12 protein-coding genes and 1 pseudogene are annotated in these 12,400 nt (G+C 69.2%); 9 read left to right on the plus strand and 4 right to left on the minus strand.

Going from position 1 to position 12,400, the window contains the following annotated elements:
- A partial coding sequence (locus MSZK_RS25495; protein ID WP_099251329.1) for an Ig-like domain-containing protein occupies window positions 1-1,793 on the minus strand: 1,793 nt, incomplete at its 3' end.
- Window positions 1,794-2,177: 384 nt separating this feature from the next.
- On the opposite strand from MSZK_RS25495, the gene MSZK_RS25500 reads away from it, so the two are divergent.
- Window positions 2,178-2,540: an MmpS family transport accessory protein gene (locus MSZK_RS25500; RefSeq protein ID WP_158230642.1), complete on the plus strand. Its 363-nt coding sequence runs from the start codon at window positions 2,178-2,180 to the stop codon at window positions 2,538-2,540.
- Here the strand turns inward: MSZK_RS25500 and MSZK_RS25505 are convergent, their stop codons facing one another.
- Window positions 2,541-3,266: an SIMPL domain-containing protein gene (locus tag MSZK_RS25505; protein WP_099251331.1), complete on the minus strand. Its 726-nt coding sequence runs from the start codon at window positions 3,264-3,266 to the stop codon at window positions 2,541-2,543.
- Window positions 3,267-3,304: 38 nt separating this feature from the next.
- On the opposite strand from MSZK_RS25505, the gene MSZK_RS25510 reads away from it, so the two are divergent.
- Complete coding sequence (locus tag MSZK_RS25510) at window positions 3,305-4,075, plus strand: MBL fold metallo-hydrolase (RefSeq protein WP_099251332.1); 771 nt, start codon at window positions 3,305-3,307, stop codon at window positions 4,073-4,075.
- 48 nt (window positions 4,076-4,123) lie between these two features.
- Here MSZK_RS25510 and MSZK_RS25515 read toward each other — a convergent pair whose 3' ends face one another.
- Together MSZK_RS25515 and MSZK_RS25520 are read right to left on the minus strand one after the other, a co-directional pair.
- Complete coding sequence (locus tag MSZK_RS25515; protein ID WP_099251333.1) at window positions 4,124-5,302, minus strand: LLM class flavin-dependent oxidoreductase; 1,179 nt, start codon at window positions 5,300-5,302, stop codon at window positions 4,124-4,126.
- Entirely contained in the window at window positions 5,299-6,189 is an 891-nt protein-coding gene (locus MSZK_RS25520) for an alpha/beta fold hydrolase (RefSeq protein ID WP_099251340.1), read from the minus strand. The genes MSZK_RS25515 and MSZK_RS25520 overlap by 4 nt, the downstream gene beginning before the upstream one ends.
- 174 nt (window positions 6,190-6,363) lie before the next feature.
- Here MSZK_RS25520 and ftsH point away from each other — a divergent pair, with 174 nt between their 5' ends.
- From ftsH to MSZK_RS25555, 7 genes and pseudogenes are all read left to right on the plus strand, one after another.
- Complete coding sequence (gene ftsH, locus MSZK_RS25525) at window positions 6,364-8,673, plus strand: ATP-dependent zinc metalloprotease FtsH (RefSeq protein WP_099251334.1); 2,310 nt, start codon at window positions 6,364-6,366, stop codon at window positions 8,671-8,673.
- A gap of 14 nt (window positions 8,674-8,687) precedes the next feature.
- Entirely contained in the window at window positions 8,688-9,290 is a 603-nt protein-coding gene (gene folE / locus MSZK_RS25530) for a GTP cyclohydrolase I FolE (protein ID WP_099251335.1), read from the plus strand.
- Window positions 9,287-10,136: pseudogene (gene folP / locus MSZK_RS25535) on the plus strand (dihydropteroate synthase); the annotation flags it as partial. The gene folE and the pseudogene folP, both read left to right, overlap by 4 nt.
- 24 nt (window positions 10,137-10,160) lie before the next feature.
- The gene (gene folB, locus MSZK_RS25540; protein WP_371411388.1) at window positions 10,161-10,511 is read left to right on the plus strand and encodes a dihydroneopterin aldolase; all 351 of its coding nucleotides are present in this window, start codon (window positions 10,161-10,163) and stop codon (window positions 10,509-10,511) included.
- On the plus strand, window positions 10,508-11,023 hold the full coding sequence (gene folK, locus MSZK_RS25545) for a 2-amino-4-hydroxy-6-hydroxymethyldihydropteridine diphosphokinase (protein ID WP_099251338.1): 516 nt from the start codon (window positions 10,508-10,510) through the stop codon (window positions 11,021-11,023). The genes folB and folK overlap by 4 nt, the downstream gene beginning before the upstream one ends.
- The gene (locus MSZK_RS25550) at window positions 11,023-11,493 is read left to right on the plus strand and encodes a DUF3180 domain-containing protein (RefSeq protein ID WP_099251339.1); all 471 of its coding nucleotides are present in this window, start codon (window positions 11,023-11,025) and stop codon (window positions 11,491-11,493) included. The genes folK and MSZK_RS25550 overlap by 1 nt, the downstream gene beginning before the upstream one ends.
- A 66-nt stretch (window positions 11,494-11,559) precedes the next feature.
- On the plus strand, window positions 11,560-12,400 hold an 841-nt coding region (locus MSZK_RS25555), incomplete at its 3' end, for a DUF6779 domain-containing protein (RefSeq protein ID WP_371411387.1).

Consider the following 12,400-nt stretch of genomic DNA (forward strand, 5'->3'; position numbering starts at 1 on the left):
CCCGTGCTGCCCGCGGGTGCGCGCCAGTAGCCGAGGAAGGCGGCGGAGACGCCGCGGTCGGTGTAGGGCGCGGAATTGTCGAACGGCGAGTAATTCGCGGTGCGGGCGTTGGCCCGCCAGCCGTCGTTCTGGTCGTAGAACTGGCCGCTGTTCCAGATCCCGATGTGCCCGTATGCGCTGGTTCCGCCTTGTGAGCTCTGCCCGAACACGAGGATGTCGCCGTCTTGGAAGTTGCGGTCGGTGTGCCAGGTGAACCCGCGCGCGGCGAGTTGGTTGCCTCCTGAGCTGCCGCTGCGGTAGTCGATGGCGTTACCCCAGGCGCCGGTGCGGATGTTGAACACCTGCTCGAGGTACTGGCGGACCAGGGAGACGCACTCCCCGGCATAGGAGCCGTCCGGGTTGGCGATGGTCCGGCCCTTGGTGGTCCCGACGAATGCCGCGACCTGTTGACTGAGCGTCGGCGTACTCGGCGGTGGCGCAACATAGTTGACTGTGATGTTGGCGGTGCCGGTGGCCTGGCCGCCCTTGCCGTCGGACACGGTGTAGGTGAAGCCGTCGGCGCCGGAGTAATTGGTTGCCGGGTTGTAGGTGAAGGATCCGTCGGCGTTCAGGGTCAGACTGCCGTGGGCGGGGCCGGCGGCGACGGCGACGCTCAGGGGGTCGCCGTCGGCGTCGGTGTCGTTGGCCTTCACGTTGCCGGTGAGCTGGGTGTTCTGGTTGACGCCGAAGTTGTCGGTGACGGCGATCGGGGCGTGATTGGGTGGCGCCGACGCTGCCACCAGCGCGTAGTGCAGCGTCGCGGCCAGCGGCCCACCCACGATCGGGATCATTCCGACCAGGTCGACGGCCATGTCCCGGAGCTCGTCGCCCATGTCCGCGGTGTCGCCGCTCAACGCCGCAACCGTGAAGCCGAGGAAGTCCGAGACCAGGCTCAGTGCGTTGAAGGCCGTTCCGAGCACCGGGACCCAGCCGAGCTTCATGTTGATCTCGGCCTGCGATTGCTCGCGTTCGGCCTCGGTGAGCGTGCCGGCTGCTGCGGCAGGTTGTGTCACGCGCGTCGGAGCGACCTCCGGTTCTGCGTTGTCGAGACTCGTGGTGACAACCGGGCCGACAGCGCTGTGCCGGACGAAGGCCAGCTCCACTTCGCGGACCGCACCCGAGACGGCGGCGAACAGTGCGCCGACCGGGCTGGCCGGCAATGGCAGTCCGGAAGGCAACTGGCCCAATCGGATTCGCGCCATCCCGGTTAGCGCGTTGTCGACAGCGGCGGGCGCCGACTCGGCCGCGGCCCGAACCGGGGCCGGGAGGCTGCCCACGATGTCGAACACGGCGGGGGGTGCGGGAACGGGCAGGGTGGCGGCGTTGCGCAGTGCGGTGGGAGCCGGGAGGCCTGTGGTGAGGAGGTTGGCGATGCGCGCGGGCGTCACCGCCACCGTGGCCGGCTGCGAGTCCGCACGTGGTGTCGTGACCGAGAGACGGGCGTTGGGCCCGTTGCGATCCGGCTTCCCGACCGCGGGCGAGTCCGGGGCGGGACCGGTCTTGGCGCGTCGGGGTGTGGTGGCGCCGGTCCTGCCACTCTTGGCAGCGTTGCCGTGTGTGGCACTGGCCTGGGTTCCGCTCTGGGCGCCGTCATCGGGCGCCGCCGCGGCGGTGCCCTGTCCGACGGTGACCGCCGCGCCCAGGCCCAAGCCCACCGCGCCGACGCGCAGCCAGTGCGCCGCAGCAGACTGTGCTGTGGTCGACTTGCGGCGCCGACTCTTGACGGTGGTCTTCTTCGGACTGGCAGCGGCCACGACACTTCCTTCACACGGTGCGCCGAGGTCGCCGGATCCGGTATCGGCTCGCGGCCGGCTCAATTTATCGGCAGCGCAGGCGATTTGACCTAACCGAATCCAGGGGGTTGGTGAATCCCGACAACGACGCGTTCCCCGAGGGACAACCTAACAACGATGCGGGCAATGCGATGTCCGCCGAACGGGCGACATTTGCTACATCTGCATGTCGACGCGAAAACCGGCGATGGCTCAGACCCGAGCATGCAATACGGCGGTCACCCGGTGTTTCACCGGGCGTAGCGACAAGAAAACCATTGTTTGAACACGGAACTCACCGGCCGGAATCGGATACGGTGTGCGCCGCATGCGGCGAGCGCCTCGCCACCGATGAAAGAGACCTCGATGACCAGATCTGTCCTTCCGGCGATCCTGTTGGCGACGCTGCCGGTCCTCGGATTGGCCGCCGCACCACAGGCGGGTGCCAGTGGCGACGTCGTGGTGTACACGATCACCTCCGACGGCACGCTGTCCACCGTCACCTACCGCGACCAGGCGAACAACACGCAGCAACTCACCAATGTCGCGGCGCCCTGGTCGCTGACGTTCATCAGCCAGGGGTCCGTGCCCAACTACTCGGTCAGCGCTCGTTCCACCGGCACCCAGCTGTCGTGCATCATCACCGTCAACGGCCAGGTCGTGGATCGTGACTCCGACAACGACGGTGTTGCCGATGTCGACTGCCACCAAGACTGGGACGACGACTGACTAGCTCAGTTCCCACACCGCGGTCACCGAGAAGCTCACTGTCTGTTGACCGGGTGACAGCGGCACCGCGCTGGCCATCGCGCCGCGCGGCGCCGGCATCGGGACCGGGGGAGGCGGCGGCGTGCCGCCGGGCGCCTCGGAGATCGAGATGATCTTGCCCAGCGACAGCCCGGACAGCTCGGCGTACTGCTGTGCGCGTTGCTTGGCGTCGTTGAACGCTCGGGCCCGCGCGTCGGTGACCAGCTTGGAGTCGTCCTCGATCGAGTAGCTCACCGAGTTGATCCGGGTGGCATCGCCGCCGGCGCTGACCACATTGGCCAGCACCTGCGAGGCGGTGTCGAGCTTGCGGATCTTGATCTGGATCGAGTTGCTGGCCCGGTAGCCGGTGATCAGCGAGTTGTCGCCGTACTGCGGTTGCAGGCTCACTCCGGTGGTGCTGATGTCCTTGGCGTCGATCCCGCTGGCGTTGAGCGCGTTGAGCACCGAGTTCTGCCGGTCGTTGGCCTGGTTCATCGCGGCGGTGACATCGGCGGCGGCGGCCTCGACGGCGACGTCGGCGGTCAGGGTGTCCGGCACGCCCTGCACCTCGCCGTCACCGATCACGGTGACCTGGCGGGGATTGGCGCCCACCGGTCCGGCCGGTGCGGAATCACAGCCGGTGAGCACGGCAGCCGCCGCCCCCATCGAAGCCAGCGCAACAACGACACGACGTCCGGGGATTGGCATGCCAGACACCGTAGCGTGCGGCGTGAGATTTTTGACTCATGTCCAAGCCGCTGCTCACCCACCTCGGTGGGCCCACCACCCTGATCGAGATCGACGGGTGGCGCATCCTGACCGACCCGACATTCGACGCCCCTGGTCGGCGCTACACCTTCGGGTGGGGCACGTCGTCGCGCAAGGTGTCCGGACCGGCACAGCCGTCGGCCGAGATCGCCCCGGTCGATGTGGTGTTGCTCAGCCACGATCAACACGCCGACAACCTCGACGACGCCGGGCGGGCCGTCCTCGGACAGGCCGGCACCGTGATCACCACGGTGCCTGCTGCGCACCGGCTGGGTCTGCGCAACGTCCGCGGCCTGGCGGACTGGGAGTCGACCACGCTGGCGGCACCCGGGCGCGCACCGCTGCGCGTCACCGCCACCCCGGCGCGGCACGGCCCGAAGTTCAGCCGGCCGATCACCGGTAAGGTCAACGGCTTTGCGCTGCACCGCACCGGCGAGGACACCGCCGCACTGTGGATGTCGGGCGACAGCGTGCTCTATGACGGGCTGCGCGAGGTCGCCCGCCGGATGCCGGTCGACGTGGCCCTGCTCCATCTCGGTGGGGTGCGGTTCGGCTTGACCGGACCCGTCCGCTTCACCATGACCGCTCGCGACGGCGCCGAGCTGATCGATCTGCTGCGACCACGGGTCGCCGTCCCCGTGCACTATGCGGGCTGGACGCATTTCCGCGATCCGGAAGCCGTTGCCCGCCGGACATTGTCGGGACCGAACGTGCGGTGGCTGACGCCCGGAACGCCCACCGAGGTCTAGCGATTTCGGCGCGTTTTCGTTCGCTCAGCGGCGGTTTGCGCGCCGAAATCACTGTTCGCCGACGTGATCGCCGATGGCCTTCATGATCGCCTCACCGGCGCGACCGAACAGGTCGTCGCGCTTGGTCTTGGCCCAGTCGTGTGACGCCCGCGGCGCGTGCAGCTGTCCCTTGAAGTGCGGCATGACCTTTCGGGCGAACAGCTCGTAGGAGTGGTAGGTGGCAGCCGGGTCGGCCCAGTCATGGCCGAGCATCAGAAACGTGCCGAAACCACCGGATCGTTCCAGCAGATCGCTGATGTAGGCGATCGCGTCCTCTGGCGTGCCGATGCAGCAGCCCCCACCTGCGGCGTAGTCGGCGACGAACTGTCGCGGTGACTGGTCGGCCGCCTCGACATCGTTGGACAGCGGGACGAAACCGGCGGCGCCGAAGTAGTTGGCGAAATCCTGCAGGCCGTAGGTGCAGTCGTCGATCGCCTGGTCGCGGGTGTCGGCCAGGTGCATGATGCCCAGCACCCGCCAGGTGGCGCGGTCGGGCTCCGGCCGGCCGGACTTGGCGGCCTGGTCCACGACGATGCCCCATGCGTCCTCCAGTGCCGCGAACCCGCCGGGCACCGACATCGACAACGACAACAACGAAGTGCCCAGTTGACCCGCCAGCCGCGGCCCGGACGGGGAAACCATTGCCGCGGTGGATATCTCCGGATACGGCCAGGTGTACGGCCGGATGTGCAGCGCGGCGTCGCGCAAGGTGAACCAGTCCGACTGGCGGTCGACGCGTTCGTCGGGGCCGGCGCGAAACAGCGCCAGGATGGCCTCGAGCGACTCCTGCATCATCCGTCGCTGTTCCACTGGGTCGATGCCCATCATGTAGGCGTCCGACGGCAGTGCGCCGGGGCCGGTGCCGAACATCACCCGGCCGCGAGTCAGATGGTCGAGCAGCACCCAGCGGTCGGCCACCATCAGCGGGTGGTGGTACGGCAACGACACCACGCCGGTGCCCAGCCGGATGTGCTTGGTGCGCTCGGCCGCTGCGGCGATGAACACCTCCGGGCACGCGATCAGCTCGTAGCCGCCGGAATGGTGCTCGCCGAACCACGCCTCGTCGAAGCCGAGCCGATCCAGGGCGACGGTTCGCTCCAGGTCGTATTCCAGTGCGACGGTGGGGGATTGGCCCACCGGGTGGAACGGGGTGAGGAAGACACCGAATTGCAGCGGCCTGCCGGTCATGACGACTCCACTTCGCGTAGGAATTCCAACAGGATCCGGTTCACGTCCTCGGGGCGCTCCTGCTGCAGCCAGTGCCCCGCACCGTCGATCCACTGTTCGGTGTACGGGCCCGCGACCACGTCGCGGGCGCGCGCCGGGTTCATCGTCGGCGCGATCGGGTCCGCGGTGCCGCCGACGAAAAGCGCGGGTACCCGGATGCGGGCATCGGCGAGCTGCGGGGTGGACTCCCAATTGCGGTCGTAGTTGCGATACCAGTTCAGTGCGCCGGTGAACCCGGTTGCGCTGAACTCGGACACGTAGTGGTCGAACTCGTCGGCGCGCAGCCAGCCGGGTGGTGCCGACGGCGACAGATCGTCGAACATTCCGCGCATGGTCGCGGCCACGTCCGCGGCCATCTCGGCGTCGGCCGTGCCGGGCTCCTGGAAGCGCAACATATAGAAGTCCTCGCCGAACTTCTCCCGCCACCGCACGGTCGGACGGGTCCGGGCCCGCGGGATCGGTGGGACGGACAGGCCCGCGACAGCTCGCACCCGGTCCGGGTGCAGCAGGGCGGTGTACCAGACCACCATGGCGCCCCAATCGTGGCCGATGAACACGCCGTGGCGGGCGCCGGCGTCGTCGAGGAGCGCGACCAGGTCGGCGGTCAGCGCGTGGATGTCATAGGCCTCGACCGCGTCGGGACGCGAGGAACCCCCGTAGCCCCGCTGGTCGGGAGCCAGTACGTGGTAGCCGGCCTGCGCCAGGACCGGGATCTGATGCCGCCACGAGTAGGACAGCTCGGGGAAGCCGTGCGCCAGGATCACCACCGGTGCGTCGCGGTCACCGGCCTCGCGCACCCGGAGCCGGACGCCGTCGCAGTCAACTAACCGTTCGGTCGAAGCGAGCACCGTGCCAGCCAAGCATGGTTGTGCGCGCCCCGAAAGAGCCGATTCGGCGCACAGCGAACACCGACTGGTGGCAGACGGAAACCCTGGGGGCAGTTGCCGACGTTGGTCTAGCGGTAGCCTGAACTATCCCAGCTGCGCATATCGGAAGGACCGGGCCGCAACGGCCGATGCTTGATGAACCGCAAAAACGTGATCCGCACGCTCACGGTGATCGCCGTCGTGCTGCTGCTCGGCTGGTCGTTCTTCTACTTCAGTGACGACACCCGTGGCTTCAAACCCGTCGACACCTCGGTGGCAATGGCGCAGATCAGTGGCGACAACGTCAAGAGCGCGCAGATCGACGACCGGGAACAGCAGCTTCGCCTGGAGCTCAAGAACGGCAACGGCGACACCGACAACTCGAACAAGGTCATCACGAAGTACCCGACCGGCTACGCGGTCGACCTGTTCAACGCCCTGAGTGCCAAGAACGTCAAGACCAACACCACGGTCAACCAGGGCAGCATCCTGGGCTCACTGCTGGTCTACATGCTGCCGCTGCTTCTGCTGGTCGGCTTGTTCGTGCTGTTCTCCCGGATGCAGACCGGCGGCCGGATGGGCTTCGGCTTCGGCAAGTCGCGCGCCAAGCAGCTCTCCAAGGACATGCCCAAGACCACGTTCGCCGACGTCGCCGGCGTCGACGAGGCGGTCGAGGAGCTCTACGAGATCAAGGACTTCCTGCAGAACCCGTCGCGGTATCAGGCGCTGGGCGCCAAGATCCCCAAGGGCGTGCTGCTCTACGGTCCGCCGGGCACCGGCAAGACGCTGTTGGCCCGCGCGGTCGCCGGTGAGGCCGGAGTTCCGTTCTTCACGATTTCGGGCTCCGACTTCGTCGAGATGTTCGTCGGTGTCGGCGCCTCCCGGGTCCGCGACCTGTTCGAACAGGCCAAGCAGAACAGCCCGTGCATCATCTTCGTCGACGAGATCGACGCCGTCGGCCGCCAGCGCGGCGCCGGGCTGGGCGGCGGTCACGACGAACGCGAGCAGACCCTCAACCAGCTGCTCGTCGAGATGGACGGCTTCGGCGACCGCCAGGGCGTCATCCTGATCGCCGCCACCAACCGGCCCGACATCCTCGACCCGGCCCTGCTGCGTCCCGGCCGCTTCGACCGCCAGATCCCGGTCACCAGCCCCGACCTGGCCGGCCGCAAGGCGGTGCTGCGGGTGCACTCGCAGGGCAAGCCGATGGCTCCCGACGCCGACCTCGACGGCCTGGCCAAGCGCACCGTCGGCATGTCCGGCGCCGACCTGGCCAATGTCATCAACGAGGCCGCGCTACTGACCGCGCGGGAGAACGGCACGGTGATCACCGCGGCCGCGCTGGAGGAGGCGGTCGACCGGGTGATCGGCGGACCGCGTCGCAAGGGCAAGGTGATTTCCGAACTGGAGAAGAAGATCACCGCCTACCACGAGGGTGGTCACACCCTGGCGGCGTGGGCGATGCCCGACATCGAGCCGATCTACAAGGTGACGATTCTGGCCCGCGGCCGCACCGGTGGCCATGCGGTCTCGGTGCCCGAGGACGACAAGGGCCTGATGACCCGCTCGGAGATGATCGCCAGGCTGGTGTTCGCGATGGGCGGCCGCGCCGCCGAGGAACTGGTGTTCCGCGAGCCGACCACCGGCGCGGTGTCCGATATCGACCAGGCCACCAAGATCGCCCGCGCGATGGTCACCGAGTACGGCATGAGTTCCAAGTTGGGTGCCGTCAAGTACGGCACCGAGCACGGCGATCCGTTCCTGGGTCGCACCATGGGTACCCAGTCGGACTACAGCCACGAGGTCGCCCGCGACATCGACGACGAGGTCCGCAAGCTCATCGAGGCCGCCCACACCGAGGCGTGGGCGATCCTCACCGAGTACCGCGACGTGCTCGACACCCTGGCCGGTGAGCTCCTGGAGAAGGAGACGCTGCACCGCAAGGAGTTGGAGGCGATCTTCACCGAGGTGAAGAAGCGGCCCCGCCTGACGGTGTTCGACGACTTCGGTGGGCGCATCCCGTCGGACAAGCCGCCGATCAAGACACCGGGTGAGCTGGCCATCGAACGTGGTGAGCCGTGGCCGAAGCCGATGCCGGAGCCGGCGTTCAAGAAAGCGATCGCCCAGGCGACCGCTGCCGCGCAGGCGCAGCAGGCGCGAACAGGGAACGGCAACGGCAACGGCGCGCACACCAGCCCGCAGCCCGCCGGCCAGCCCGGCTCCACCCAGCCCGACTACGGTGCGCCCGCCGGCTGGCACGCCCCGGGCTGGCCGCCGCAGGGCCCGCCGCCGCAGGGTGGGTACTGGTATCCGCCGCCGCCCGCGCCGGGGTGGGGGCCGCCGGCTCCCCAACAGGGGCAGCCGTATCCGCCCTATCAGCCGCGCCACGCCGGCCCCAACGCCGGCCCGCACGACGACCCGGGTGAGGACGGTGGGCGGTCGAAACCGCCGGCCAACGGCGGATGACGAACGGAGCTTCAATGGCGCAGCCGGATTCGATCACGCTGGACACCCCGCTCTTCGATCAGCCGCGGGCTGAAGCGGCGGTTCGCGAACTGCTGCTGGCAGTCGGGGAGGACCCCGACCGCCAGGGCCTGAAGGACACCCCGGCGCGCGTCGCCCGGGCGTTCCGGGAGATGTTCGCCGGCCTGTACACCGACCCGGACACCGTGTTGGAAACCACGTTCGACGAACAACACGACGAGCTGGTGCTGGTCAAGCAGATCCCGATGTACTCGACGTGTGAGCACCACCTGGTGGCCTTCCACGGGGTCGCTCACGTCGGCTACATCCCGGGCGAGGACGGCCGGGTGACCGGGTTGTCGAAGCTGGCCAGGGTGGTCGACCTGTACGCCAAACGGCCGCAGGTGCAGGAGCGGCTGACCGGACAGATCGCCGATGCGGTCATGCGCAAGCTCAAGCCGCGCGGCGTCATCGTCGTGATCGAAGCCGAACACCTGTGCATGGCGATGCGCGGGGTGCGCAAGCCGGGAGCCACCACCACGACGTCGGCGGTGCGCGGACAATTCAAGACCGACAAGGCATCCCGAGCCGAGGCGCTGGAACTCATCTTGCGTAAATGACGCAATCACACGGGCTGCGCACGCAGGTGATGGGGGTTGTCAACGTCACCGATGATTCGTTTTCCGACGGCGGACGCTATCTAGATCCGGCATGTGCGGTGGAGCGGGGGCTGGCACTGGCCGCCGAGGGTGCGGCCATCGTCGACGTCGGCGGTGAGTCCACCCGCCCGGGCGCGGTGCGTATCGACGCCGCGGTGGAAGCAGCCCGCGTCGTGCCTGTCATCAAAGAGCTTGCCGCCCAAGGCATCACCGTGAGTATCGACACCATGCACGCAGCGGTCGCGGCAGCCGCTCTGGACAACGGTGCGAGCATCGTCAACGACGTCTCCGGGGGCAGGGCCGACCCGGCGATGGCTCCTTTGCTCGCGGAGGCCAAGGTGCCGTGGGTGTTGATGCACTGGCGGTCGGTCAGCGCCGAGCATCCGCACGAGGTTCCCGCCTACGGCGACGTGGTCGCCGAGGTGCGCGGCGAACTGCTCGCCGGCGTCGACGCCGCGATCGCCGCCGGGGTGGCGCCGGAGAACCTCATCATCGACCCTGGACTGGGATTCGCCAAAGATGCGCGGCACAACTGGGCGCTGCTGCACGCGCTACCCACCTTCGTGGCCACCGGGATTCCGGTGCTGGTGGGCGCCTCTCGCAAGCGATTCCTCGGGGCGCTGCTCGCCGCACCCGACGGCACCGTCCGCCCGCCGCATGGCCGGGAGACCGCGACCGCGGTGATCTCGGCGCTGGCCGGTCTGCACGGAGCGTGGGGGGTGCGGGTGCACGACGTCCGGGCCAGTGTGGACGCGGTGAAAGTGGTGGGAGCGTGGATGAATGGCTGACCGCATCGAACTGCGCGGGCTGACGGTCCGCGGCAATCACGGCGTGTTCGACCATGAACGCCGCGACGGGCAGGACTTCGTCGTCGACATCACCGTGTGGATCGACTTGGCCGACGCCGCCGCCAGTGACAACCTCGCCGACACCTACGACTACGGCACCCTGGCCCAGCGTGCCGCCGCCATCGTCGGCGGGCCGGCCCGCAATCTGATCGAAACCGTCGCCGCCGAGATCGCCGAGGACGTGATGACCGACCCGCGAGTGCACGCCGTCGAGGTGGTGGTGCACAAGCCCGACGCCCCGATCCCGTTGACGTTCGCCGATGTCGCCGTGGTCGCCCGCCGGTCCCGGCGCGCCGGGCGGGGTCAGGTTGTTCCCGCCGGAGGTGGCGCGTGACGCGAGTGGTGCTCTCGATCGGTTCCAATCTCGGTGACCGGATGGCACGGCTAAAGGCCGCGGTGGTCGGACTCGGCGACACCGTGCGCGCGCTGTCGCCCGTCTATGAGACCGACGCCTGGGGTGGGGTCGAGCAGGGACCGTTTCTCAACGCCGTCGTGGTCGCCGACGACCCGGAGGCCGACGGTCACGAATGGCTGCGTCGCGCGCAGGCCCTCGAGAACGCCAACGACCGCGTGCGCGAGCAGAAGTGGGGCCCGCGCACCCTCGACGTCGACCTGGTGTCCTGTTCCGACGGCGGCACCGAGGTGTTCTCCCGCGACGAGGGGTTGACGCTGCCGCACCCGCTGGCCCACCTGCGGGCGTTCGTGATGATCCCGTGGCTGGCCGTCGACCCCGACGCCGAGCTGACCGTGGCCGGTCAGCGTCAGCGCGTCGACCGCCTGCTGACCGAACTCGAGGCGGTCGACCGAGACGGAGTGCGGCTGACGCCTCTGCGGCTGGACGGCTGATGGGGCCGACACGTAAACGCGACCTCGCCGTCGCGGTGCTCGGCGTCGCGGCCCTGACCTGGCTGCTGATGCGGGTGCTTTATCACTACTTTCCACCGATCACGGCATGGACCGGGCTGTCACTGCTGGCCGTCGCCGCGCTCGAGGCCGCCTGGGCGGTCTCGGTGCGCGCCAAGATCCGCGACGGGCAGATCGGCACGGGCGGTGGCCGCCTGCACCCGCTGGCCGTGGCCCGCAGCGTGGTGATCGCCAAGGCCTCGGCGTGGGTCGGGGCGCTGATGCTGGGCTGGTGGATCGGGGTCGTGGTCTACCTGCTGCTGAGCCGGACCGGCCATGCGCGGGCGGACACCCCGGGTTCGATCATCGCCGCGTTGAGCGCGCTGGCCCTGGTGGTCGCGGCGGTGTGGCTGCAACATTGCTGCAAGTCGCCCGGCGAGCCGACCGACGATCCCGACGCCGCCCGCGAATAGCCGCCGGCGGCGAATCGCCGCAGCTCGACGACACGCGCACGGACATCGCGCGGGTACAGTCAGCCCATGACCGTTCTGTCCCGCGGCGCCAGGAATCGGCGCGGCGGCCGCAGGCCGGGTTGGCTGCTCTTGACGGTGTTGCTGGTCCTAGCCATTGCGGCCAGTTCCGCATTGGTGTTCACCAACCGTGTCGAGCTGCTCAAACTCGCGGTCATCCTGTCCCTGTGGGCGGCGGTGATCGCGGCGTTCGTCTCGGTGATCTACCGCAGGCAGAGCGATATCGACGCCGCCCGGGCCCGCGATCTGAAGCTGGTCTACGACCTGCAGCTGGACCGCGAGATCTCGGCTCGCCGCGAGTACGAGCTGAGCGTCGAGTCCCACCTGCGCCGCGAACTGGCCTCCGAACTGCGTGCGCAGGCCACCGACGAGGTGGCCGCGCTGCGCTCGGAGCTGGCGGCGCTGCGCGCCAACCTGGAGATCCTGTTCGACGCCGATCTGGGCCAGCGGCCCGCCCTGGAGGGTGATCGCGCCGCCGACTGGACCCGCGACACGACGACGATGCCGCCGGTGCCCGGGCGCGTCGAGAGCAGCCGCATCGCCCCGGTGCGCCCCGAGGATACCGGCAGCCGTCCGGCCACCCCGGAGAACCCGATCATCGACGTGCCCGAGGAACCGCTGGTTGCCGCGCAGCCACAGCAACCCGAGGAGGCGGCGCCGCCGCGCCGGCGCCGCCGCGCCGAACCCGAGCCAGAAGCCGCGCCCGAGCAGGGCGGATCGCACCGGCGACCGTCTGAGAACGGCGAACAGCCCGTCCCGCCCGTCGTCCCGGTCCAGGGGCCGCCGTTCGCACCGCCCCCGCCGCCGCGCCCGGAACCCCAATCCGACGTCGCGGCCGCCGCGGCGGCGC

The sequence above is a fragment of the Mycobacterium sp. shizuoka-1 genome (assembly GCF_002723835.1).
Lineage (GTDB): Bacteria > Actinomycetota > Actinomycetes > Mycobacteriales > Mycobacteriaceae > Mycobacterium.